Here is a 23960-nt window from a genome sequence, read left to right as displayed (position 1 = left end):
AGGATGATCATTATGTTAAAAGTTTATACTGATGCGGCTACGAATACTCAAAAGAGCGGCGGCGGCATTCTTATTATTTCTGAAAAGCAAGAACAGCTTGCAATCTCACTGCCTGAAACCAACAATCATCAAGCAGAATTAGCAGTGATTCTCCATGCACTAACCTATTTGATCGACCAAAAGCTGAACGATCAAACGATTTTACTTTATTCTGATAGTAAAACTGCAATAAAAATTTTAGACCAAGGACAAACAAAAAACAAGCTCTTTCAGCCATATTTATCAGAGTTTAATGAATTAGCGCCGCAATTTCCCCTGCTGATTCTACAATGGATTCCAGAAGCAAAAAATAAAGGGGCGGACAATCTTGCCCGCCAAGGTTTGCGAAAATAACTATAAAACAGGTGATAATAAACGTGAGAAGCGCTGTTTGAAATTCAACCAGTGAGATTGATTGGCGATTATTTCATCTGTTAACAGAATACATTCCTTCATATCCTCTTCAAAGATAGTTCGGAATAGCTGTGCAATCGCTGGATCATAGATGAAGCTGCTGACCTCGAAGTTTAACTCATAGCTGCGGATATCTTGATTGGTTGAGCCGAAACTAGCCAGCTCATCATCAACGACAATCGTTTTGGAATGTAAAAAGCCGTCTGCGTAATGGTAAATTTTTACCCCTCGTTGATGGAAATAATTAGCATAATATTGAGTAGCTCGGTAAATGAATGGATGGTCTGGCATATTTGGAATCATGATTCTTACATCAATTCCTGATCGTACTGCAATTAAGATAGCAGAAATCATGGTCTCATCTGGTACAAGATACGGACTTTGAATCCAGACACTTTTTTCAGCTGCTAAGATCATGCGAACAAAGCCGTCTTTAATAATCTGTTCGCTGGAATCAGGACCATCGGCCACGATTTGCATTGGTACACCTTTTTCAATCTGCTTTTGCGGTAAAACAAAATATTCTGGTAAATAACTCATCCGATCGGCTTTGTTCGTGACAGAAGCATTCCAATCGCGAATAAAAATTTCCTGCAACGTGAAACTAGCTGTTCCCTCGATCCGACCGTGAGTATCGCGCCATCTTCCAAAGCGTTTAGATTCCCCGAGATACTGATCTCCGACATTAAAACCGCCTGTCCAACTAATCTGACCATCTACCACAACAATTTTTCGATGCAAATGATAATTTAAGCGTGTCTTAGCCAAAATGTTTCTTGAGGTAATAAAAGGCGCCACCTTGCCGCCATTTTTAATCAAGGTTGAAAAAAAGCTTTTATTTGTTTTTGGTGCCCCCCACGGATCATAGATCATTCGTACTTCCACGCCTTGAGCTGCCTTTTCCTCCAAAATCCGCATGAAGCGATTACCGATGCGGTCATTAAAGAAGGCGTAATATTCGACGTGAATCGTACTTTGCGCATTGCGCAAATCCTCAAATAAGCGTTCAAATTTCGCCGTTCCATCTAGGAAAAATTCTAACTCGTTACGGATTGCCAACGGTGATTCATCCAAATTTTTAAAATATTTCACCATGGCTGTCGCTGCTGGATACAATTGATCTGGTTCGTTGTGGTCGACATGACGATTGTCTTGCTGGATAATTTCATTAATCTCTTTAACTCGAGCCTCGTCATCTTGCTCGAAAAGATACATGGTTTCGCCGTCAATACCACGACCGCAAAAGGCATAAATTAAAAATCCGATGACTGGCAAAAAGATCAAGGTCAAAAGCCAGGCCCAAATTGTCGTGATATTCCGCGGTTTACGAAAAACAGTAATGATTGCCCCCACTAAGTTGACAATAAAAATAAATAAAATAATTTGCTCAATAATTCCCAAATGGTCCCCTCTTTTCAGAAAAATAATTCTCTCATTTGAATTATACCTAAACCGCCTTAGTAATAAAAGAAAGTTGCTATGGAATAGTCATATTCTCATAAAAAAAGGACAGCGTCACAAAGATGCTGTCCTTTAATTGGAAATTATGCTAACCAGTTGGCCACTTCTGCTAATGCATCAGCTAGACCTGCTGGATTTTTCCCACCGGCTTGAGCCATGTCTGGACGTCCACCGCCGCCGCCGCCGACTTTTGGCGCGATCGCTTTGATCAGATCGCCAGCCTTCAAGCCTTTTTCATTGGCTGCTGGACTCATGGCTGCTAGTAGATTCACTTTCTCCCCTTGAACGGTTCCAAGAACCAACACATCAGACAAAGCTTTTTGCTTCCATTGATCCGCTAGTTGACGCAATTGATTCATATCTTTTACGTTAACCTGAGCAGTAATCACGGTCGTGCCGTTGATTTCTTTGACATCCTTGAAGACGTCGCCTGCTTGTTGGTTCGCTAGTTTTGTCGCTAGTTGTTCATTTTCTTTTTGCAGCTCACGTAATTGCTGTTGCAATTGCTCGGTTTTGCTAACAACTTCTTTGATTTGTGGTGATTTCACGATTTGTGCCACTTGCATTAATTGTTCTTCTTCATCACGGAAAGCTTCATAGGCTTCTTTGCCGGTCAACGCTTCGATCCGACGTACGCCGGCACCGATACCTGATTCAGAGACAATCTTGAATAAGCCAATATCTTCTGTATTCGCTACATGCGTACCTCCGCATAGCTCGATCGACCAGTCGCCGATGTTTACTACACGTACATCATGTCCGTATTTTTCACCGAACAAGGCCATTGCGCCCATATTTTTCGCTGTGTCAATATCGGTTTCGATTGTTACCACAGGAATAGCTTCCCAGATTTTTTGGTTGACGATTTTTTCCATTTCTTTTAGTTCAACTGCTGTCACTTGACCGAAATGTGTAAAGTCAAAACGTAAATGCTTGTCTGTCACTAATGAACCGGCTTGGTTTGCATGATCGCCTAGCACTTCCTTCAAGGCTTTGTGTAGAACATGAGTCGCTGTATGATTTTTGATGATCTTATTGCGGTAAGCGGCATTGACTTGCAAAAAGTATTTTTCGCCTTCTTTTAATGATCCAAGGATTTCAACCGTGTGCAAAGCTTGGCCATTTGGTGCCTTTTGGACATCGGTAATATTAGCGATAATTTTACCTGCGCTATCAACAATAATTCCTTTATCGGCGATTTGTCCGCCCATTTCAGCATAAAATGGTGTTTCCGCAAAAATCAAACGCGCTTCGCCTTCTCCAACCATATCAACGATGGCATCATCTTTCAGGATAACAAGCAATTCACTTTCACTTTCCAAATGTTCATAGCCGACAAACTTGCTTGCTACTTTGATATCACCCAATAAAGCCGTTTGAACGCCCATTGATTTTTCTGTTGTACGAGCAGCCCGGGCACGTTCTTTTTGCGCCTGCATTTCTACTTCAAAGCCTTCATGATCGACCTTCAAGCCTTCATCTTCTGCGACTTCTTCCGTTAATTCTACAGGGAAACCAAACGTATCGTACAATTTGAAAATAACTTTTCCATCTAACGTGGTTTCATTTTTCGCTTTTAATTCAGCTAACACATCGTTCAGCATCGATAAACCGTCATTGATGGTTTCATGGAAACGTTCTTCTTCTGTCCGAACGACTTTTTCAATGAAAGCCTCCTGTTGCTTCACTTCTGGATAATAGCTCACCATGATTTCGCCGACAACAGGAACCAGCTTGTACAAGAACGCTTGATCAATACCTAATTTCTTACCGTGCATGACCGCACGACGTAATAAACGACGCAAAACATAGCCTCGGCCTTCATTTGAAGGTAATGCGCCGTCACCAATCGCAAAGGCTAAAGAACGGATATGATCCGCGATAACCTTGAAAGAAATATCCAATTGCTTATCAGCACCATATTTTTTGTCGCTTAACTCCTCTACTTTACCAATGATTGGTAAGAATAAATCAGTTTCGAAGTTGGTAGGGGCATCTTGGATGATGGAAACCATCCGTTCTAATCCCATCCCTGTATCAATATTTTGATGAGGCAATGGTTCATAAGTATCCTGTGGCGTATGGTTAAATTCTGAGAATACCAGATTCCAAATTTCTAGATAGCGTTCATTTTCGCCGCCAGGATAATTTTCTGGATCGTCTTCAGCTAAATCGTTGAAGGCTTCGCCGCGGTCATAGAAAATTTCTGAGTCGGGACCGCTTGGACCAGCGCCCAAATCCCAGAAGTTGTCTTCAATTTCAACCACGTGATCTGCTGGAATTCCGACTTCTTCTAACCAGATCCGTTTTGCTTCTTTATCTTCAGGATAAACCGTTACATACAATTTATCTGGATCAAAGCCGATCCAGTCAGGTGAAGTTAAGAATTCCCAAGCCCATTCAATGGCTTCCACTTTGAAATAATCACCGATCGAAAAATTTCCTAGCATTTCAAACATCGTATGATGACGCGCAGTTTTACCTACATTTTCAATATCATTTGTACGAATAGACTTTTGTGCATTGGCAATTCGTGGATTTTCTGGCACGACACTGCCGTCGAAGTATTTCTTCATCGTCGCAACCCCTGAATTGATCCATAGCAAGGTAGGATCGTTCACCGGTACTAATGACGCACTCGGTTCAATCATATGATTCTTGGTTTTAAAGAAATCTAAAAACATTTGGCGCACCTGTGCGCTTGATAATTTTTTCATCTGTTCTCCTCTTTTCTCAAAAAATAAAAACTACCACTGCAGTCAAGGACGAAAACTCGCGGTACCACCTTGATTGCAATGATAGTTTGATCATTACCTCTTCAGCTCGTTAACGCTGAGCAGCGTTGATTTTTCAATCAAAAAATGTCGGGAGCAATTCATTACACGCAACGTGCAGCTTTCAGCAATCGTGCACTTTCTGTGGAGGCGAAAATAATAAACCTTATCCTTTTAAGAGTATAGAAAAAAGTTTGTCAAAAGTCAAACTAGATCTTGATTAGAATTGCTTTACGATACAAATAATTACTTGGTGAGAGAATCTCCTCATGCATCATTGTTGTCGTATTGCTGTAATAACTAGATAGCGGCAGGAAATCAACAATTGGAATTCCAACAGGATTCTTCTTATTCGTCAGTTTTAATACACCGGGATCTTCGGTAATTTCAAAGCGTTCCATTGAGGTATCAAAGAATAAGCCGAACATATTCTCTTGTTCCATCATCTTCCGAACGTTCTTGCCGCGATAAGGATCAGTGACATTTAGATCATTGCCCCACCGAAATAGACGGCGGCTGCCTGCACCATTAACGTATTCCCACTGATCTTCTGTTAATAAATCAAAATTTTTCTTGCGAATTTTCTTTCGTAGACTGGTGTAGGTATGCTCTTCATGACTAAACACATAGTAGCTGTCTGAATGAGGGATCATTTCAATATACCAACGTCCTTCTTTTAATACGTTCTTAGGAAAAGACCAAGTCATGCTTTCTTCCGGCGTCAAATTTGGTGACAAGACATTTTTAATTTCCTCTTCATAGGTAGAAAATTGATCTGCTTCTCCTGAAAAACTCCCAGTTACCGAATCATAAACTCCCAAATAGTTTGTTCCCGCTGGTAAAGCATGACGCTGAACAAACATTGGCGGGATTTGTACTTTACGCAAACTTGTTGTTTTATCATTTATTAGTTCTCCTAAAGAATCAACATCAAAAAAGTTATATTGTCCGCGTAATTCTTCTGGGATCATTATTTCTGGAGAGTTCGGTGCGGTTTCCAACAATGACAGACCTTTTGTTCCTAAGTTCCAGCCTAAAATGGCATCTTTATTTCCTGGGATAAAGACAAATTCCTCTTCATCAATCAGCAACTGAAACGTCTGACATTTGATACCGTACAAATCAAAATCCTTTAATTCAATATCTGAAATCTTCATTAATGGATTGACAAAATGAAGCAAAAGCTGGCTTAACAAGGTACGTTTTTCTTTTGGATTCAGTCGCTTCCAATAGGACCAGTCTAATTGATCTAATAAGTTCATAAATCTTTCTGCCTCCTCCAACACTCATATGTTAGAATTATACCATTATCACAAAGAAATGAGGAAAAAGATGAAGGAAATTTTTGGAGCTTCACCAGAATTGCAGGCTGCTGCCTTTTTTTTACGCTACCAGGTTTTTGTTTTGGAACAAAATATCTTGCCCGAATTGGAGTTTGATCAATTGGATACAGTGGATCGTCAATATCTCGTTTTCTTTGATGAGCAAATCCCCATCGCCACTGTACGCTATCAAAAATTAGATGAATCGACGTTGAATCCTGACCGTCTATGCGTCCATCCTGATTATCGCAATCAAGGTTTAGGGACAAAACTTCTAGCTCGGATTGAGTCACAGGCATTTTTCGAAGGCTGTCAGACGTCTGTTCTTTCGGCCGAACTTAGTGCGCAGGCTTTCTACGAGAAAATCGGCTATCGCGTTGTTTCGGATATCTTTGAAGAAGACGGTATTCCTTGTGTCAAAATGCAAAAAGAACTTGTATCGGATTAACAGATACAAGTTCTTTTAATAGTCATTTCTCTAAAGTTTTAAGAGTTTGAACGCTTTTTATTCTTACGTGCGCCACGTTCTTCTTGACGACGAGCTACACGACGTTTTTGTTTATTCGATTCAGAAATTGCGCGATCAATTTTTTTCTTGTAGCCAGGCTTAATTTTTTTCTTTGATTTTTTAACCAAACCAATTAGAGTTGGATCTAGCTCATCTTTTGATTTTTCGCGTTTCTTTCGACGATTACGATCATAAGTATCGATGATTTCCCCATTTTTGATCTCTTTTGGTTGGAAAGTCACGCCGAGATTTTCAATTAAATTAACATCGTTCTCATCGCTTGGACCATACAAAGTAATCGCCGTGCCAGACAAGCCGTTCCGACCTGTTCTGCCCACACGATGAATAAAGAAATCCAAATCTTGGGGAATCTCTGCGTTAATAACATGAGAAACCCCTTCAATGTCAATTCCTCGAGCAGCCAAGTCTGTTGCGACAACATATTGATAATCTAGATTTTGTACTTGGCGCATTACACGCTTCCGCTCTCGGGGTGAAATATCCCCGTGAATCTTCGCGACTTTTAACCCTTGTGATTTCAAATAATCACTGATCTCATCGACATGCTGTTTCGTATTGGCGAAAACAATCGCTAAATATGGATGACCAATCGTCAATAATTGATAAATCAAACGATTCTTGTCCTGTCCTTTAGTAGAAATGAGCCAATTTTCGATCGTATCGGAAATTACTGCTTTTGACTTAATTTCTTCAATCACAGGATTTTCCATGTATTTTAATAGGAAGGGACGTAATTTTTCTGGAATCGTTGCTGAGAAGACCAACATTTGTAAATGCTTCGGTAAACGACCAGCAATTTGATCGACTTCAGCTAAAAATCCCATATCCAAAGTCATATCCGCTTCGTCGACCACAAAATACTCTGCCGTATGGACTTTTAATGCTTGCTCATTCATCATATCTAAGATACGACCTGGGGTTCCGATAGCGACATGTGGTTGATGCGTCGCTAATTTGTCGATTTGCCGTTGCTTGTCAGTTCCGCCCACAAAATTGGTTACGCGGATTTCATTTGGTGAAAATTTTGCAATTTGAATGGCGGCTTGATAAATTTGCGTCGCTAGTTCGCGGCTTGGCGCTGTGATGACAATTTGAACCTCATCTTTAGCGGCGTCGATCTTATTCATTAATGGCAGCAAAAACGTATGGGTTTTTCCTGAACCTGTTTGTGACTGTCCGACAACATTTTTCCCTTTTTTAATTAAAGGAATTAATTTTTCTTGAACCGCTGTTGGTTCAGTAAAACCCTTATCCTTGATGGCTTCAAGAATAAACGGCTGGAAATTGAATGATTCAAAAGTTCGCATGTTATACCTCTTTCTTTAACGTACTAATCGTATACGTGTGACTCGCTTTATCATGGAATAGGCGGGTTTTTCTTCTTATGAGAGCATACAATAAGTTGAATAGAAATAAAAGTAAAATTCCTAAACTTAACAATCCTAATGTCGCATAAGCGATAAAGAGCGTGTGATTTACGGAAATTAAATGTGTCATTGTGTATTGAAAAATTTGCAGCAGCCCGAAGAAAAGAAAGTAAAGCGCAGAATACCGCAGGATCAGTCGGCTCAAACGAATATGCTTGTGTCCATCTTCGATAACTTGAATACGAACAACCTTTTTTCCAATGGTTTGACCGTTTAAGAGATAATTGATTAGCATAAAATAAACGATTACTTCAATGATGAACACCGGCATCGTATTACTTAAGATTTCACCGGCTTTAGGTGGTAATACATTTGATAGATAATTAATTATTGGACTAAACAAACCAATGATAAACCAATCGATCGCCAGTGCGACAAAACGTCTTATTATTGTAACCTGCCGTCCTTTCTCCAATGATTCTGAGTCCAGTTCACTTCGTGTTGGTAAAAAGAAAGTGAATAGTGGCGCACAAGCAAAGCCCAGTATTCCTCCTAATGTATTATGGAATAAGTCATTAACATCAAATAATCGATAAGGACGCGGATAAATAAAATACAGACCACTTAATTGTGTTAGCTCAAAAAATAGCGATAAGCAGAAGCTTACCAAAATAGTTTTCCAAAATGAAAATTTAAAATAATAACGACAATATACGCCAAATGGAAAAAGTAGAAAAATATTAAACACAGGTTCCAAAAAGACGCTTTGTCTCATTGCTGGCAAATAGGTGCTTGGGTTATTCAATTGCAGTACCGTTTGATTCATGAAATTATGCCAAGATTGAAATAAATGAAGTTCATAACGCGGACCAGTCATCTGTGCTACCGTACTGACTTCAGGTAACGGCAAGATCACTAAATAATATGCGCATAACAAGTAAAAAACAAACGAATACAAGATCAGACTTCTCAGCTTGCCTAGTTCTCCATATTTTCGATAATAATAAATTAAAATAGGTGCAGTGACAAACATCGCCAAAAAAGGAAAAGTAAGCACCGCCACTTTAATCGGTAACGTGTAACTGTTCATAGATAGCTCCTTTGTTCAATTTACGTTCATAACTATTCAGCTGCAATAAGAGCAACAGCCTCATATAGCTCAGTTTAAAATATCTTCTTTCTAAATGCGAAGGAAAAGTCTCTATTTTATAGTAGTTACCATTTTTACCGCTGATGACAAATCTGATAGTAGCAATTTAGTAATTTGAAAACCTGTTAACTAAAAAAAGAATATTGTCGAAAAATCCTTATTCCTTCAATTTCTAATCATCAGGGATTTTTTCTAAATTGTGGTAAAATGAACACAAAATAAAAATTATATCAGATTTTTAAGGAGGTAAAAAAATGCTTAACCCGCTTTTTGCTTTTGGTGTTCCAGCGGCTTTGATGGTCGTTTATATAATTTTCTTTTTTGTCAAAAAAATGAAAAATAGTGATTACCGTCGCTTTGCGTTAACTTTGATCTCAGTTTTTTTAACGACTTTTAGCTATCAGGTGTATAACTACAGTCAAACGGTTGTTGCTTTGACGTCTTCAGAAAGTTTTCAAAAGAACTTTGGTTACAGTCAAGGGCGCCTGATAGTTCCTTTTGTACTAGGTGCGATTCTCACCATTATTAATGTGTATTACCTTTTTCGTCAGTTTAGAAAAAAAGAATAACAGGCTTATCCTGTTATTCTTCCAAATCAAAAAATTTAATTTTCACATTAGTTAAACGTTTCAAGGTATTCAAATCTAAGTTGACCCACTCTTTTGATGCAGGCTGATAATGATTTTCCTCAAATGACCGCTCAATTTCATTTAAAAGTTGCTCTGGTGTTCCAAAAAAGCTTTGATCCTTTTTCAGCAAGACACTAATCAGTGCTGGATTTTCTATTAAAAAATAATCCTCTTGATATTTATATAAAATAATTTGATAGGTCTTATTTGTAAGTTTGCAACGAATAGCGAATAATCCCTCAGATAAGTTGGGCATTCTTTCTAAAACTTCTTCGGGACTCAATATTTCACGATGTAGCATTTAGAGTTCCTCCTAACCAAAGAACATTATAGGAGAAAAAGAAGTTCACTGGAAATAAAACGTCTCAACTAAAGGATATTTTTATTTTTAATTTACTATTTTCATCTCTCATTTATGATAAATCCCACTCAGCGTAAAATCTTTTTAAAAATTCTTCCATAAAATGCATGCGCTTTTGTGCTTCTTTTTTTCCAGCTTGCGTGTTCATTGTAGCAGGCAGCTTAAACAATTTTTCATAAAAATGATTGATTACTGTACTTTTTTTGCGATATTCTTGTTTGCTTTTAAACTCTTGCGGCGCAGTGTTAGGATCATATAATGGACTTTGCGTATGGCCGCCATAATAAGCAGTTCGTAAAATGCCTATTGCGCCAAGTGCATCAATCCGGTCCGCGTCTTGCACGATCTGTCCAACTAAAGTTAGTTCAGCTTTTCCGTTTTCTATTTCTTTAGAAAAGGAAATGTTTTCAATGATTTTAAAAATTTCCTGTATTTCTTCGACAGAAAAACTAAGTTCTTTTAAAAACCTTTTAAGATCTTCTTGCGCCCTTGTCACATCTTCAACGACCTTATCGTCAATCACATCATGTAAATAACTAGCGGTTTCAATCATCAACGTATCTGTAACGCCTTCTTGTTCAGCCAAATTCTTAGCGATTTTAGCTACGCGCTGGACATGATAAAAATCATGTCCACTGCGATCAGCACCAAGTTTCTCTTTGGCATACTTACGAATTGCTTCTATTTTATTCGGCATCATTACGCGGCTTTCTTGGAGGGCGTTCGCCCCAATATTGAAACAGATCCGTTCTTATAGCGCCATTATACAATTTCCTTTTCTTTGTTGCTTTAGCCCCGTAAAATTCCTCAAATGCTAAATCACTGGTCAAAATGTATTTACTCCAGGTTTTCAATGGGCGGAAAACCTCTCCCATTTCACGATACAATACACGAACCTGTTCTTCTTCGCATAAACGTTCTCCGTATGGCGGATTTGCAACAATCACACCGTACTCTTTCTCTGTTTTAAAATCTTTAACCGCCTGCTGTTTAAATTGAATCGAATCACCTAATCCGATTTCTTCAGCATTTGCTTGAGCAATCTCAATCATCCGACCATTGATGTCAGAACCAGCAATATCTAACTCAATATCATAATCCGCTGCTTCATCCGCTACAGAACGAACTTTATCAAAGACAGCGGCATCAAACCAATCCCAGGCTTCACAGGCAAAATCACGATTGAATCCAGGCGCAATGTTGTGACCTATCAACGCAGCTTCAATACATAAAGTCCCTGATCCGCAAACCGGATCATAAAAAGGACGATCCTTTCGCCAATTTGTCAACATTACTAATGCCGCCGCCATATTTTCTTTTAATGGAGCGCCACCTTTTTCTAATCGATAGCCACGTTTAAATAAGCTTGGCCCAGTTGTATCTAAAGTTAATACGACATGATCCTTTAGTAAAGCAACCTCTAGCTGAAATAGCGCACCGGTTTCTGGTAGAGGCACTCGCGCTGGACGATGGTAGACTTCTCGTAGACGTTCAACGATTGCCTTTTTCGTGATTGATTGGCAATCAGGGACACTGTACAATTTTGATTTGATTGAACGTCCTGCCACTGGGAATTCAGCATCCATTGGCAGATAATCCTCCCAAGCAATCGCCTTAACCTTTTCAAATAATTCGTCAAACGTAAACGCGTCAAACTCCCCGACAATGATTTTCACGCGATCAGCAGTTCGCAGCCACAAATTTGCGGTAGCGATTGTTTCTAAATTTCCTTTAAACCGTGCCCGTCCATTTTCGACTTGGCAATCGATGCCTAAATTACGTAACTCTTTACCTACTAACGCTTCGATACCCGCAGCGGCAGTGGCAATTAAATTATACTCTTTCTCCATAATTGCTCCTTTATATAATAGTAGTAATAATTTTTTCCGATGTACGACGAATTAACCTTTTAAACTAACGTATCAATCGTATCAATTTTTTTCAAAAACTAAAAAAAATAGGTTTTATTCTCGTTTCGCATACGATTCAACTAAGTATGAAGAGGAACTCGCAGCTAGCTCAATTCAATGGATTGCTTTTTTCAAAGACCGAAAAAAGTTTTATTTTCGTACGCATACCATCCAACTAAATTACGCGTGTCGATATAAAGTTTTAAGCTTTCTTTTACCAGTCCAACTTTGAGCTCTGCGAAAAGTTGGACTGGCAGCTAATTCGTACTAAGGGATTAATTTTTTCAAAAAGCGAAAAAATTAGTTTTATCTTCATTTCGCATACCATTTTTCTAACCTGCTAAAGCAGGAAGAAAAACTGGCAAAAAAAGACCTTCACAACGCAAAGTTGGAAGGCACACCCTGAATTGCTGCAATTTTCTGTAAGCCATGTTTTGTACGACGACCAACTCAGGGAAGTGTGATCATCGTGGCAATCATCTATCTCCGACATAAATGCCGTCTCTTTCATCGTTCATTTCCTTAGAAAAAGCGCCCCTACCATAGTTTGGGTTGCTCGCTCGAGGGGTTTACCGCGTTCCACCATTTTGATTTCTCAAAATGCTTCGTCACTGTGGCACTTTCAAGAATACTCAGGCATAGATTACTCCTTAGCCTTTTTTTCTGCCGTTACTTCAAAAGAAGTACCTTAGCTTATGGTTTCGCTAAGCACGAACACTACAGACATCTCAGTCTGTGCGAGCATGGACTTTCCTCAGCCTGCTTAGTGCAAACCGCGATCACCCAAAAATTGCATCATTCAAATTTAAAATTGACGAGTTTTCTCAATATCGCTCTCATCTTGAGTATAGCTTTGACCAAAATCAGAAGGAGCTGTTTGGTTTGATGCCTGTTGATCAAGCTTTTTGCCAAACACTTCTCTTTCAAGATTGGATAAACGCTTCAAGATATCAAAGTTTGTAACAGCTGAACTTTTAGGCGCTGCTTCTTTCACACGTGAAGGAGCTGGCTGAGCTTTGGATAGTTGTTCAACTTTTGCTTTCAAGCGATCATTTTCTTCTCTTAGTGTTAATAATTCTTTGTTATAAGCTTCATAATCTTTAATTACATTGTCCAAAAATTCGTCGACCTCAATTGGATCATAACCACGCATTTTTGTTTTAAATTCTTGCTCCAAAATATCATTAGGAGTATAGATTACATTCGCCATTTTTCCACCTCATTAGCTCTTATCTTAATTTACTTTCCTATATATTCTAGCTGATAAACTTAAGGAAATCAAACACTATCCCCGAAGTCTGAGGAATTTTCTAAATCATCCATCGTAATTGTAAGCAAATCGTAGGGATTTTGTTCTTGAAATTTTTCTACATCAGCTAAAAAGAATTTGCTTTTACCAGGATACTCATTATCATATACTAACAATGCTGCCTCAGTGTGCTGCAGTAAAAAATTTACATGATTTTTAAATTGTTGAGGATTCTGATAGGGTTGATGACTGACCGAATCCACGTAATCCGCGGTTTGTACAAGCTCGCTCAAAAGTAATTGATTATGTTCTTTCCAGTTATTTCCAAACGCTTCAAATGGAAAAATAATCGCTAATTTTATTTCAGGATAATCTTGCTTCAATTCATTGACTACCTGCCCTGTCCAAATCTCTGTACCAAGACTACCGCTGATCATTACCCACTGAAGACCATTTTCGATCAAAGCCGTCAATTCTTTTTTTAAAACATTCTTAATGACTTGCACACGAGGGTCCTGTTCACTGAAGATTCCTAGCTCATAGCTCTGATATCCTGTTACGTATACTCGCTGTATTGTTTCATTCATTGCATTTTCCTTACTTTCACTTAAAAATAAAATATCTTTCAAAAAAATTTGCTATAATAGCAAACAGGAGTGTGATGAAATATGGCCTTTCACTACCCCAATGGTCAGCTCTTTTCACAAAAGAATCCACGAGAACGTTCATTACAAAAAGAAACAACGTTTGCTAATCGCGGTATGCGCTTTGAAGAAGCAATCAATCAAAGCAATGAATACTACTTAACCCATGATAAGGCAGTTGTCCATAAAAAGCCAACGCCACTTCAGATTGTTAAGGTCGATTATCCAAAACGGAGTACCGCAGTTATTAAGGAAGCCTATTTCAGACAACCTTCCACAACTGATTATAATGGCGTTTATCAAGGATACTATTTAGATTTTGAAGCAAAGGAAACAAAAAACAAACGCTCTTTCCCGCTAAAGAATTTTCATCAGCATCAGATCACTCATATGCAGCAATGTCTGAAGCAAAGGGCGATTTGTTTTGTTCTACTTTGGTTTTCAAGCTTGAATCGTTGCTTTTTTCTTTCTGCTGAAGAACTGGTAAACTATTGGCAGAGTCAAGAAAATGGCAAAAAATCAATACCGCTAGAACACATAGAAACAGTTGGTATCGAGATCACACCGCAAATTGCTCCAAGAATCCCTTATTTAACAGCGGTGGAACAATATCTTGAAAAAAGGAGTTAATCAAATGGCTAATCCCTCACGTTCGCAGAAAAAAAAGCGGACCTCTCAAGGAAAGGAACCTAAACAAAAAAATAAAAAGAATCGTCATATTGGGCTGAAAATTGCGATCGCAATCGTTGGGCTGCTTTGCGTCGCATTACTCACTGGTATCGGCATCTTTTTCTACTATGTAAAAGATGCACCTGCTTTAAGTGAAAAAAAATTAGAAGCAACGGTCTCTTCTAAGCTTTTTGACAGTGATGGTAATATTTTTGAAGATCTTGGCGCCGAAAAGCGAGAAAAAGTCAGCGCAAATAAAATTCCGCAAGAATTAGATGATGCGATTGTTTCCGTCGAAGATCGTCGTTTTTTCAAGCACAACGGTGTGGATCCTGTCCGAATCGCCGGATCGGCCTTGCATAATCTAACCAACAAAGGTGGTCTTCAAGGTGGTAGTACCTTAACCCAACAACTGGTTAAGCTTTCCTTCTTTTCAACAACTACTGAAGAAGCCGATAAAACGTTGCGACGTAAAGCACAGGAAGCTTGGTTGGCTATCCAGCTAGAGAAAAAACACTCGAAACAAGAAATATTGACCTATTATATCAATAAGGTTTATATGGCAAATGGCTTGTATGGGATGGAGACAGCTGCTGAAACATATTTCGGTAAAGAATTACAGCACCTGACTATCGCGCAAACGGCATTATTGGCGGGTATGCCACAAGCACCTAATTCTTATGATCCCTATAAACATCCAGATGCTGCAAAAGAGCGTCGTGATACAGTGCTCTATACTATGCTTAATAATAAGAAAATCTCTCAAAAGGATTATGACGCGGCGATCAATGAACCGATTGATCAAGGCTTGTTACCTTTAGAAACAGATAATCAGGAACGTAAAGTTGCCGACAACTACGTCAAAGAAGTGATTGCCCAAGTTGAAGACAAAACGGGCAAAAATGTTTATACTGACGGATTAGATATCTATACGAATTTGGATACTGACGCACAGAATCATCTTTATTCGATTGTAAATGGGGATGAATATGTCCAATATCCTGATGAGGATTTACAAATAGCTGCTACCCTAATAGATAGTGAGACTGGTAAAGTGACTGCTCAGATTGGCGGTCGAAATATCGCTGATGACGTCTACTTAGGATTGAATCGTGCAGTAAGTACAAACCGTGATTTTGGTTCAACGGTTAAACCAATAACCGATTATGGTCCAGCTATAGAATATAAGCAAAAATCTACTGGGGAACGAATCGTCGATCAACCTTATTATTATGAAGGAACGAAGACAGCAGTTAAGAACTGGGACAATAGTTATCAAGGAAATATTACGTTGCGTCAGGCTCTGTATAATTCTCGAAATGTCCCAGCTGTGAAGCTTTTCAATGAAGTAGGACCAGAAAATGTATCGAAATTCTTGAAAAACTTGGGCATTCAATACAAAGAAATACAACAAGCGAATGCAATCTCAAGTAACACTGAGACACAAGATGGAACGAAATATGGCATTTCCACAGAAAAAATGGCAGCAGCTTATGCAGCCTTTGCGAATGGTGGAACCTATAATGAACCACTCTATATCAATAAAATTAAATATCAAGATGGTTCTGAACAAACCTTTGAAAACAAAGGAAAAAAAGCAATGGAACCTTACACAGCTTATATGATTACGGATATGCTAAAAGATGTAATTACAAAGGGTACCGGAACCTATGCACAGATTCCTAACCTTTTCCAAGCTGGCAAAACTGGAACGTCTAACTACACGGATGATGAATTAGCAAAGATTCCACATTATGGATCAATTTCGCCAGATGTAATGTTTACTGGGTATACTCCCCATTATTCTTTATCAATTTGGGCAGGCTATGATAAGCGACTGACGCCAATAACTTCACAATCTGAAAATATCGCACAGGATGTTTATCGTGAAATGATGAGTTATGTATCGCAAAATGTCTCAAATGAAGATTGGGTTATGCCAAATGATGTTCTTAGAATCGGAAATGAGCTTTACGTTAAAGGCGCTTCATCAGTTCCAGCGCCTAGCTATTCCTATCAAAGTTCTTATTACAGCAATAGCACTTTCAGCGAAACCACGAGTTCCAGCAGCAGTATAACATCGGAATCAAGTTTCTCTGAATCATCGACAGTGACTCCGCCGGCCAGCAGCAGTGTGCCACCTGCCAGTTCAAGTCCGACGCCAGCTTCATCTGCCGATCCGCAACCATCTCAGCCATCCTCTAGTAGTCAGCCGCCTACTCAGACCCCAGCTGTGCAAAATGAACAACAATAATTAATCAAAAAGAGCCGCTCGATCTATTTTCGAGCGGCTTTTAGTCTGTCTTTTCCTTCTTGGCACATATCTAATAAAGGGCAAATTTCACATTTTGGGGATCGAGCGGTACAATGATAGCGCCCAAAGAAAATTAAGGTATGATGGCTTTTGACCCATAAATCTTTCGGTATTTTACGCATCAAAGTCGCTTCGACTTCAGTTACAGAAGCGTTCAATTTGCAAATCCTTAAACGTTTGGTCACTCGTTCAACATGAGTATCAACCGCAATTGCAGGTACACCGAAAGCATCACCAAGAACCACGTTCGCTGTCTTTCGCCCAACTCCTGGTAATTTAATTAACTCCTCTCGAGAATTTGGTACCACGCCATCGTAATTATCTAGCAGCATCTGTGCACAAGCTTTGATATTCTTCGCCTTATTACGATACAAACCAATCATTTTGATTTTTTCAATAATATCTTCTATCGGCGCTTGAGCTAATGCCTCTGGTGTAGGATAAGCCTTAAAAAGTGCAGGTGTTGCCTTATTCACCGAAACATCTGTTGCCTGAGCGCTTAGAATGACTGCAATCAATAATTGGAAGGGAGAATCAGAATGGAGCTCTCCAACTGCGTCTGGAAACATGTCGTACATTCGCGATAAGGCTTCCATCGTTTTCTCTTTGCTAAGCATCGGGATCTTTCCTTTCTAACCAATTGTATAAAGAGACTTTCGGCAATTCTTCAGATTGCTTTTGGTCTTCGTCTTTTTGCAGTAGAATTTGTTTTCTTCGTCGTTGTTCTTCTTCTACCTGAGCTTTAGATCGAATGTTTTTCTTTTCCCAGCTTTGCAAGACCGTCTCAATATATTTGAAATTATAGGCTTGATTCAAGACGGCTTCTTGTAATGCCAATTCGATCAGTGATGGTGAATAATGGTCATCATTTAACCAGTAACCAATTTTTTGGTATTCAATTGGTGATAAGGGGCGTCCGAATTCCTGCTCAAAGGAGCGCAGCATTTTCTTTTGTGCTGCCAAGTCATTTTCTTCTTCCGCTTCAAAGCGTTGTTGTTCCTTCAGTACATCCAATTTTTCAAATGCTGGGAGTAAATTATAATGATCGCTATGTCTTCCCTGTTCATCTAATGTCGTCTCAAGGGAGACAAACTCCTTTTCAACAAGCGTATTCAAAGCCGCATAGATTTTTTCGGTCGTACTTCCCATATTTTGAGCAATTATGGTCAGATCAGGGAAATCTTCGCCAGCTTGGTGAGAGGCATAAAGTTGTAACCATAGCATAAACTCATTAGTGGTTAGCCCAAGTTTAGTATAATTTTGCAAAAGCAGATTGGAGATTGTCGTCTCTCCGCCTGACAAATATTCTTTCAATGAAATCATTAGAAATCCTCCGTTCACTTTTTTAGTTTACACTAAAAAAAGAGGAAGTCCAATACTAGCGAATAGTTCTTAATAAGCAAAAAAACAGGAAGGTCTCCCTTCCTGTTTTTGGCTCTATTCTGCTTCAGCTAACGCCGCTTGCGCTAAGATATTCAAGTAATTCCACGGACGGTCAAAATGAGGCTGGAAGAAGAAATCTTGTAAAGCTAAATCTTCCAACGTCATTCCATTTTGGATCGCTACTGATAAGGTGTTGGCTGATTGAGTGATATCATACTTTGATAGGAATTGAGCACCCAAAATCTTATTGGTACCTTTTTCTGAGACGATTTCCATTAAGACTTTTTCCGTTGTCGGCATAAACTCTGGACGATAATTGTCCTCGATCACTGTGACGTTCGCATCAATTCCATTTAAGGCAGCACTTTCTTTTGTCAATCCAGTTGAACCGATTGTCCAGCCAAATAAATAAAGTCCTGATGTTCCTTGTGTTCCGCGATACTTCATTTTTTGTTCCACTAAATTTTGACCAACTAACATTCCCTGACGTACAGCATTGGTTGCTAGTGGAATATATTGATCTTGACCTGTTGGATTATAGTGAACAACTGTTGAATCACCAGCTGAGAAAATATCTGGATCGCTTGATTGCATGTATTCATTCACCTTGATTGCACCACTTGGCAACATATCAACTTTTCCTTTAAGCAATTCTGTATTCGGACGGAAGCCTACACATAAGATTACCATGTCAGCCTCGAATTCTTTACTTGCTGTCACGACTTTTTTAACAGTACCCGTTTCGTCAGCCACAAATTCTTCAACATTTTCTCCTAGAGCTAGTGTAACACCACGATCAACCAGTTCTTTTTCTAAACGACTTGTAAAAGGTTCATCCAAGTATTTATTCAAGATTCGCGATAATCCATCAATCAATGTTACCTCTTTACCAGATTCAGCGAATGCTTCAACTAATTCGATTCCAATGTAACCGCCGCCGACAACAACAACTTTTTTCGCATCTTTAGCTTGCTCAATGATGACATTTGCTTGATTATAGTTTTTACATAAAAGAATATTCTCAGAATCAATTCCTTTAATTGGCGGAATAATCGGCCAAGAACCTGTTGTCACGACTAATTTATCATAATCAACGATTTTTTCTTCATTGGTTTTTAAATCTTTTGCTGTTACTTTTTTTGTATCTGTATCAATGTTTGTTACATCGTGTTCCATGTTCACTTTTGCACCTAAAGAGGCAAGCTCCTCAGGGTTAGAATAAAATAAACCTGCTGGATCTTTGACAACTCCACCCACGTATAAAGCGATTCCACAAGATAAGAAAGAAACGTTATCGTTCCGTTCAAAGACTGTCACCTCTGCATCTGGGTGATTTGTTAAAATATTTTTAACAGCCGCGGTACCGGCATGTGTACATCCTACTACTACTACTTTCATTGTCATCCCACTTTCGTTGATTCTTTATTTGTTTGCAATCTTTTGCACAAGGACAGTATAACAGATTTTATATTCTGTCTAAATTATTTTGCTCACAAACACACACTTTTCTTTTGATGTAGGAAATTTTGTAAACGCGTTTAGAGATTCATTCGATAAAAATATTATGTAAACTTTCCCGATTATGTAATTGAAGCTTTCTAATATTAAATCGTAAAAAAACTGAGAAGAAAAAATTCTCCTCAGTTCAATTAATCTGATTATTATAATTCGTTGAAAGTATTTACTACATTATCAACAGTGAACCCGAATTGTTCTAACACAAAATCGCCAGGTGCAGAAGCGCCGAAGTGATCAATACCAATCATCTTACCTTCTGACCCAATGTAACGTTCCCAGCCAAACGGAGACGCTGCTTCGATCGCTACACGTTTTGTCACTGCTTTTGGTAAAACAGATTCTTTATATACTTCATCTTGAGCTTCGAATAGATCAAAGCTTGGGAGAGAAACAACAGAAACATCTTTTCCTTGAGCTTTCAATTCTTTTTGTGCTTGAACAGCTAAGTTCACTTCAGAACCAGTTGCGATTAGGATACCTTCGGGTGTATCTGACTCAGCTTTAGAAATCACATAACCACCTTTAGAAACGCCTTCTTTAGCCATTTCTTTACTATTTGGTAAGACTGGCAAGTTTTGACGGCTTAAGACTAAGATTGTTGGTTTGTTATTTGTTTCTAATGCTTGAATCCAGGCAGCAGAAGTTTCATTGCCGTCTGCTGGACGAATCACTTGGACATTCGGCATGCAGCGAACACTAGCTAATTGTTCGATTGGTTCATGAGTTGGACCATCCTCACCAACAGCTACTGAATCATGTGTCAATACGTAAATGACAGGTAAGTTCTGAATCGCTGACATCCGAACTGCTGGACGTAAGTAATCTGTAAATACAAAGAATGTTCCTCCATATACGCGTGTTCCGCCATGTAAATGAATTCCATTCATGGCGCTAGCCATCGCAAATTCACGCACACCAAACCAAATGTTACGGCCTTCATAAGAACCAGGTTGGAATTCTTTTTCATCAGCGATAGTTGTATTGTTTGAACCAGATAAATCAGCTGAACCGCCCCATACATTAGGAACAGCTTTGGCGATTGCTTGAATCGCATCTTTGCTTGATACACGGCTTGCTTGTGCTGTACCTTCTTCATAAACTGGTAAAGCTTCTTCCCAGTTTGCAGGAAGTTCGTCGGCAAAGGCCGCCTTGAATTGTTTTGCTAATTCAGGATGTGCTTTTTCGTAGTTTGCGAACATCGCATCCCATTTTGCTTCTGTTTTAGCACCTTTATCGTTGATTTCTTCCTTGAACCGTTTCGCCACTTCTTCAGGCACGGTGAAATCAGGATATTCCCAACCGTAAACAGCTTTCGCAGCATCGATTCCATCTTTTCCGATTGGAGCACCGTGAACTGCTGATGTGCCCTCTTTTGGTGAACCAAAACCAATGACTGTTTTAATCTCGATCAATGATGGTTTCTCTGTTTCAGCTTTCGCTTCATCAATTGCTTTAGAAATGGCCTCTAAATCATTGCCATCCTTAACTAAGATATGCTGCCAACCATATGCTTCGTACCGTGCACCGACATTTTCAGTGAAAGCTTTCGATGTTGGTCCATCTAAAGAGATATCATTTGAATCATATAAAACGATTAGTTTACCCAATTTCATGTGTCCGGCCATAGAGCTAGCTTCAGCGGAAACACCTTCCATCAAATCGCCATCGCCACATAATGCGTAAGTATAATGATCCATTACATTGAAGCTATCGCGATTATAAGTGGCTGCTAAATGTGCTTCAGCCATCGCCATACCAACAGAAGTTGAAATACCTTGACCTAGAGGACCTGAAGTCGCTTCAACACCATCTGTATGCTGATATTCAGGATGTCCTGGTGTCTTGCTTTCCCATTGACGGAAGTTTTTCAAATCGTCAATCGTCACTTGGTAGCCTGCTAAGTGCAACAAGCTGTATAACATTGCTGAACCATGACCTGCTGATAAAATAAAGCGGTCACGGTTAGGCCAATTTAATGAAGTTGCTGGATTGACATTCAAATGCTTCGTCCATAAAGCATAAGCCATTGGAGCCGCACCCATTGGTAAACCTGGATGTCCTGAGTTTGCCTTTTGAATTGCTTCAATACTTAACGTTCTGATTGTGTTTACACCTAGTTGATCGATTTTGTCGAACAAATTAGTTCCTCCTTTTTGGTCATAAATACTTTAATTACAGATTCATTGTAACCGATTTATTTTAACATTTCAATCACTTAACCAGTAAAAGATTTATTTTCTATTGTGCAGACCCTTTTCTTTCTGAATCTTTTTTAACTTCTCTGGCGTGACATCATTTCCTTTTGGATCGACGACTTTCATTCCTTCGATGTGATGGCGCATTCCGCTACGAAACGAAGCAATGTATTCTTCTCTTAAGACCTTCTGCTCATGAGCTTCAGCGTCCGTTAATCCGACTGTCTTCTTTTTTTTAGCTAGTTCATTAATGCGTGCGATAGTTTCATCGTTAATCATCTTGAGCACCTCTTTTCCCCTTCTAATTATACATAAAAAAAAATAAGTTGAAAGTACCAAGAAATACGAACGCTTGTTTGATTTGTTTGAATAACTATGCTACACTAAAAAAAACGAAAGAAGGTGCGGGCATTGGCAAAAAGAACGGAAACAAAACAATTAGAAGTTTTACGTTTCATTCATGAACGCGTTGAAGATAAAGGTTATCCACCCACTGTTAGAGAAATAGGAGAGGCTGTGAATCTTTCATCTACTTCTACAGTTCATGGTCATTTATCCAGATTAGAAAAAAAAGGATGGATCCAACGCGACCCAACAAAACCAAGAGCAATTGAATTAACCATTACTGGATTAGAAAAAATCGGGGTGGCTCCGCAAGTCATACCTATGTTAGGGGTCGTTACCGCTGGTGAACCTATTTTAGCAGTAGAAGAAGCTTCAGACTTCTTTCCAGTTCCCCCAGATCTATCAAGCGAAGAAGGCAGCTTGTTTATGCTGACGATTCGCGGAGAAAGTATGATCAACGCTGGAATTTATGACGGCGATCACGTCATTGTCAGAAAACAATCAACAGCGACTAATGGTGAGATTGTGATCGCTATGACGGATGAGAATGAAGCAACCTGTAAGAGATTTTATCGCGAAGCTGATCACATTCGTTTACAACCTGAAAATGATGAGTTAGCACCATTGATTTACGATAATGTTTCTATTCTTGGAAAAGTTGTCGGATTGTACCGTAACCATATTTATTAATCGGAATTGCATTCCGATTATTTTTTTCTTTACAAAACGAACAAACATTCGTATAATAGATATACAAACACACGTTCGCGTATTTATATATAGGAGTGATTATTGATGAAAGCAGTAAGAAGATTTGGTTTGATTATCGCTGTATTGTTGCTAGGATTATTGATCGGTAAGTTAGGTTCTTTAGCTACGGTTGTTATTTTCTCTGGTTTGTTTCTTGTCTGGTTCATGTTGTGGGATGAACGTAAGTATGCACAGCACTATGCTGAACGTCACTACGATGAAGAAGAGTTCGAAGAAGAACAATACTATAAGGAACCAGCCGAAGATTTCTACTACGTGACTTACGATCATCAGTATCACAAGTCCGCATAAATTATTTTACAAGCTGCTAGATTCTCATCTGGTAGCTTTTTTTGCGTTACATTTGAAAGTGAACACAAAAAAGAGTTGAAGAAATTCTTCAACTCAAATTTTTCTAATAGTCCATCAAAGTTAAGATATCATACCCTTGAATTTTATCGCGACCATGTAATTCTTCTAATTCAATTAAGAAAGCACAACCAACTACAATGCCACCCAGCTTTTCAACTAGTTCGATCGTTGCCTTGATTGTTCCGCCAGTTGCTAACAGGTCATCAGTAATTAATACGCGCTGACCAGGTTGGATTGCATCGCTATGAATCGTTAACGTGTCCATTCCGTATTCTTTTTCATATTCTACCTCAATTACTTCACGAGGCAATTTGCCAGGTTTTCGAACAGGTGCAAAACCTAATCCTAGTTCAAATGCCACTGGACATCCTACGATAAAGCCTCGAGCTTCCGGTCCAACAACCATATCAATTTGTTTTTCTTTCGCGTAATTAACAATCTGTTTTGTTGCTTCCCGATAGGCTTCACCATCTGCCATAAGTGGTGAAATATCACGGAAAACAATCCCTTCTTTTGGATAATCTGGGATACTAGCAATATAGTCTTTCAAATTCATCTCGGTATT

General features: G+C 39.0%; 23 protein-coding genes and 1 other RNA gene. 7 read left to right on the top strand and 17 right to left on the bottom strand.

Annotated elements, in window-relative coordinates:
• The first annotated feature begins 12 nt into the window (after positions 1 to 12).
• Positions 13 to 393, top strand: coding sequence for a ribonuclease HI family protein (locus OMU_RS12080; RefSeq protein WP_016180192.1), 381 nt, complete (start codon positions 13 to 15; stop codon positions 391 to 393).
• Here the strand turns inward: OMU_RS12080 and cls are convergent, their stop codons facing one another.
• The 3 genes from cls to OMU_RS12065 form a co-directional block, all read right to left on the bottom strand.
• Positions 394 to 1854, bottom strand: a complete 1461-nt coding sequence (cls, locus tag OMU_RS12075; RefSeq protein WP_016180191.1) for a cardiolipin synthase — start codon at positions 1852 to 1854, stop codon at positions 394 to 396.
• A gap of 143 nt (positions 1855 to 1997) precedes the next feature.
• Complete coding sequence (alaS, locus tag OMU_RS12070) at positions 1998 to 4631, bottom strand: alanine--tRNA ligase (protein ID WP_016180190.1); 2634 nt, start codon at positions 4629 to 4631, stop codon at positions 1998 to 2000.
• Positions 4632 to 4897: 266 nt separating this feature from the next.
• Positions 4898 to 5950: a DUF7278 family profilin-like fold-containing protein gene (locus tag OMU_RS12065; RefSeq protein WP_016180189.1), complete on the bottom strand. Its 1053-nt coding sequence runs from the start codon at positions 5948 to 5950 to the stop codon at positions 4898 to 4900.
• A 70-nt stretch (positions 5951 to 6020) separates the two neighbouring features.
• On the opposite strand from OMU_RS12065, the gene OMU_RS12060 reads away from it, so the two are divergent.
• A complete protein-coding gene (locus OMU_RS12060) occupies positions 6021 to 6458 on the top strand; it encodes a GNAT family N-acetyltransferase (protein WP_016180188.1) in 438 nt (145 codons plus the stop codon).
• 38 nt (positions 6459 to 6496) lie between these two features.
• Here the strand turns inward: OMU_RS12060 and OMU_RS12055 are convergent, their stop codons facing one another.
• Together OMU_RS12055 and OMU_RS12050 are read right to left on the bottom strand one after the other, a co-directional pair.
• Positions 6497 to 7846, bottom strand: coding sequence for a DEAD/DEAH box helicase (locus OMU_RS12055; RefSeq protein ID WP_016180187.1), 1350 nt, complete (start codon positions 7844 to 7846; stop codon positions 6497 to 6499).
• Between the two features lies 1 nt (position 7847).
• Positions 7848 to 8996, bottom strand: coding sequence for a VanZ family protein (locus OMU_RS12050; protein ID WP_016180186.1), 1149 nt, complete (start codon positions 8994 to 8996; stop codon positions 7848 to 7850).
• 314 nt (positions 8997 to 9310) lie between these two features.
• On the opposite strand from OMU_RS12050, the gene OMU_RS12045 reads away from it, so the two are divergent.
• Entirely contained in the window at positions 9311 to 9625 is a 315-nt protein-coding gene (locus tag OMU_RS12045; RefSeq protein ID WP_016180185.1) for a hypothetical protein, read from the top strand.
• Between the two features lie 13 nt (positions 9626 to 9638).
• Here the strand turns inward: OMU_RS12045 and OMU_RS12040 are convergent, their stop codons facing one another.
• The 6 genes from OMU_RS12040 to OMU_RS12020 all read right to left on the bottom strand — a co-directional run bounded on the left by OMU_RS12040 (position 9639) and on the right by OMU_RS12020 (position 13792).
• Positions 9639 to 9986: a hypothetical protein gene (locus OMU_RS12040; protein ID WP_016180184.1), complete on the bottom strand. Its 348-nt coding sequence runs from the start codon at positions 9984 to 9986 to the stop codon at positions 9639 to 9641.
• Between the two features lie 112 nt (positions 9987 to 10098).
• Positions 10099 to 10743 carry an HD domain-containing protein gene (locus tag OMU_RS12035; protein WP_016180183.1) on the bottom strand — a complete coding sequence of 215 codons (645 nt, stop codon included), beginning with the start codon at positions 10741 to 10743 and terminating at the stop codon, positions 10099 to 10101.
• Positions 10733 to 11896, bottom strand: a complete 1164-nt coding sequence (locus OMU_RS12030) for a THUMP domain-containing class I SAM-dependent RNA methyltransferase (RefSeq protein WP_016180182.1) — start codon at positions 11894 to 11896, stop codon at positions 10733 to 10735. The genes OMU_RS12035 and OMU_RS12030 overlap by 11 nt, the downstream gene beginning before the upstream one ends.
• A gap of 478 nt (positions 11897 to 12374) precedes the next feature.
• An RNA gene (rnpB, locus tag OMU_RS22895) (RNase P RNA component class B) lies at positions 12375 to 12747 on the bottom strand.
• Positions 12748 to 12761: 14 nt separating this feature from the next.
• Complete coding sequence (gene gpsB / locus OMU_RS12025; protein ID WP_016180181.1) at positions 12762 to 13166, bottom strand: cell division regulator GpsB; 405 nt, start codon at positions 13164 to 13166, stop codon at positions 12762 to 12764.
• A gap of 68 nt (positions 13167 to 13234) precedes the next feature.
• Complete coding sequence (locus tag OMU_RS12020; RefSeq protein WP_016180180.1) at positions 13235 to 13792, bottom strand: SLOG family protein; 558 nt, start codon at positions 13790 to 13792, stop codon at positions 13235 to 13237.
• Between the two features lie 81 nt (positions 13793 to 13873).
• On the opposite strand from OMU_RS12020, the gene recU reads away from it, so the two are divergent.
• Both recU and OMU_RS12010 read left to right on the top strand, forming a co-directional pair.
• On the top strand, positions 13874 to 14479 hold the full coding sequence (gene recU, locus OMU_RS12015; protein WP_016180179.1) for a Holliday junction resolvase RecU: 606 nt from the start codon (positions 13874 to 13876) through the stop codon (positions 14477 to 14479).
• A gap of 4 nt (positions 14480 to 14483) precedes the next feature.
• Complete coding sequence (locus OMU_RS12010; RefSeq protein WP_016180178.1) at positions 14484 to 16772, top strand: PBP1A family penicillin-binding protein; 2289 nt, start codon at positions 14484 to 14486, stop codon at positions 16770 to 16772.
• Between the two features lie 23 nt (positions 16773 to 16795).
• Here the strand turns inward: OMU_RS12010 and nth are convergent, their stop codons facing one another.
• From nth to OMU_RS11985, 5 genes are all read right to left on the bottom strand, one after another.
• Entirely contained in the window at positions 16796 to 17449 is a 654-nt protein-coding gene (nth, locus tag OMU_RS12005) for an endonuclease III (protein WP_016180177.1), read from the bottom strand.
• Positions 17442 to 18155, bottom strand: a complete 714-nt coding sequence (locus OMU_RS12000) for a DnaD domain protein (RefSeq protein WP_016180176.1) — start codon at positions 18153 to 18155, stop codon at positions 17442 to 17444. Before OMU_RS12000 ends, nth begins: the two co-directional genes overlap by 8 nt.
• A 114-nt stretch (positions 18156 to 18269) precedes the next feature.
• On the bottom strand, positions 18270 to 19613 hold the full coding sequence (locus OMU_RS11995; protein ID WP_016180175.1) for an NADH oxidase: 1344 nt from the start codon (positions 19611 to 19613) through the stop codon (positions 18270 to 18272).
• 263 nt (positions 19614 to 19876) lie between these two features.
• Positions 19877 to 21871: a transketolase gene (gene tkt / locus OMU_RS11990; protein WP_016180174.1), complete on the bottom strand. Its 1995-nt coding sequence runs from the start codon at positions 21869 to 21871 to the stop codon at positions 19877 to 19879.
• Between the two features lie 93 nt (positions 21872 to 21964).
• Positions 21965 to 22207, bottom strand: a complete 243-nt coding sequence (locus OMU_RS11985; RefSeq protein WP_016180173.1) for a DUF896 family protein — start codon at positions 22205 to 22207, stop codon at positions 21965 to 21967.
• Positions 22208 to 22339: 132 nt separating this feature from the next.
• Here OMU_RS11985 and lexA point away from each other — a divergent pair, with 132 nt between their 5' ends.
• Together lexA and OMU_RS11975 are read left to right on the top strand one after the other, a co-directional pair.
• Positions 22340 to 22963, top strand: a complete 624-nt coding sequence (gene lexA, locus OMU_RS11980) for a transcriptional repressor LexA (RefSeq protein WP_016180172.1) — start codon at positions 22340 to 22342, stop codon at positions 22961 to 22963.
• Positions 22964 to 23068: 105 nt separating this feature from the next.
• Positions 23069 to 23335 carry a hypothetical protein gene (locus OMU_RS11975; protein WP_016180171.1) on the top strand — a complete coding sequence of 89 codons (267 nt, stop codon included), beginning with the start codon at positions 23069 to 23071 and terminating at the stop codon, positions 23333 to 23335.
• Between the two features lie 103 nt (positions 23336 to 23438).
• On the opposite strand, the gene OMU_RS11970 is transcribed toward OMU_RS11975, so the two are convergent.
• Positions 23439 to 23951: an adenine phosphoribosyltransferase gene (locus OMU_RS11970; protein WP_016180170.1), complete on the bottom strand. Its 513-nt coding sequence runs from the start codon at positions 23949 to 23951 to the stop codon at positions 23439 to 23441.
• Positions 23952 to 23960 lie beyond the last annotated feature (9 nt).

This window comes from Enterococcus avium ATCC 14025 (genome assembly GCF_000406965.1).
Lineage (GTDB): Bacteria > Bacillota > Bacilli > Lactobacillales > Enterococcaceae > Enterococcus_A > Enterococcus_A avium.
The sequence above is the reverse complement of the archived record's forward strand: the minus strand, read 5'-3'. Positions and strand labels throughout refer to the sequence as shown.

Coding starts and splice junctions, on each gene's coding strand:
- OMU_RS12080 (WP_016180192.1), top strand. CDS start 13: ATGTTAAAAGTTTATACTGATGCGGCTACGAATACTCAAAAGAGCGGC.
- alaS (WP_016180190.1), bottom strand. CDS start 4,631: ATGAAAAAATTATCAAGCGCACAGGTGCGCCAAATGTTTTTAGATTTC.
- OMU_RS12065 (WP_016180189.1), bottom strand. CDS start 5,950: ATGAACTTATTAGATCAATTAGACTGGTCCTATTGGAAGCGACTGAAT.
- OMU_RS12060 (WP_016180188.1), top strand. CDS start 6,021: ATGAAGGAAATTTTTGGAGCTTCACCAGAATTGCAGGCTGCTGCCTTT.
- OMU_RS12055 (WP_016180187.1), bottom strand. CDS start 7,846: ATGCGAACTTTTGAATCATTCAATTTCCAGCCGTTTATTCTTGAAGCC.
- OMU_RS12050 (WP_016180186.1), bottom strand. CDS start 8,996: ATGAACAGTTACACGTTACCGATTAAAGTGGCGGTGCTTACTTTTCCT.
- OMU_RS12045 (WP_016180185.1), top strand. CDS start 9,311: ATGCTTAACCCGCTTTTTGCTTTTGGTGTTCCAGCGGCTTTGATGGTC.
- OMU_RS12040 (WP_016180184.1), bottom strand. CDS start 9,986: ATGCTACATCGTGAAATATTGAGTCCCGAAGAAGTTTTAGAAAGAATG.
- OMU_RS12035 (WP_016180183.1), bottom strand. CDS start 10,743: ATGCCGAATAAAATAGAAGCAATTCGTAAGTATGCCAAAGAGAAACTT.
- OMU_RS12030 (WP_016180182.1), bottom strand. CDS start 11,896: ATGGAGAAAGAGTATAATTTAATTGCCACTGCCGCTGCGGGTATCGAA.
- gpsB (WP_016180181.1), bottom strand. CDS start 13,166: ATGGCGAATGTAATCTATACTCCTAATGATATTTTGGAGCAAGAATTT.
- OMU_RS12020 (WP_016180180.1), bottom strand. CDS start 13,792: ATGAATGAAACAATACAGCGAGTATACGTAACAGGATATCAGAGCTAT.
- recU (WP_016180179.1), top strand. CDS start 13,874: ATGGCCTTTCACTACCCCAATGGTCAGCTCTTTTCACAAAAGAATCCA.
- OMU_RS12010 (WP_016180178.1), top strand. CDS start 14,484: ATGGCTAATCCCTCACGTTCGCAGAAAAAAAAGCGGACCTCTCAAGGA.
- nth (WP_016180177.1), bottom strand. CDS start 17,449: ATGCTTAGCAAAGAGAAAACGATGGAAGCCTTATCGCGAATGTACGAC.
- OMU_RS12000 (WP_016180176.1), bottom strand. CDS start 18,155: ATGATTTCATTGAAAGAATATTTGTCAGGCGGAGAGACGACAATCTCC.
- OMU_RS11995 (WP_016180175.1), bottom strand. CDS start 19,613: ATGAAAGTAGTAGTAGTAGGATGTACACATGCCGGTACCGCGGCTGTT.
- OMU_RS11985 (WP_016180173.1), bottom strand. CDS start 22,207: ATGATTAACGATGAAACTATCGCACGCATTAATGAACTAGCTAAAAAA.
- OMU_RS11975 (WP_016180171.1), top strand. CDS start 23,069: ATGAAAGCAGTAAGAAGATTTGGTTTGATTATCGCTGTATTGTTGCTA.
- OMU_RS11970 (WP_016180170.1), bottom strand. CDS start 23,951: ATGAATTTGAAAGACTATATTGCTAGTATCCCAGATTATCCAAAAGAA.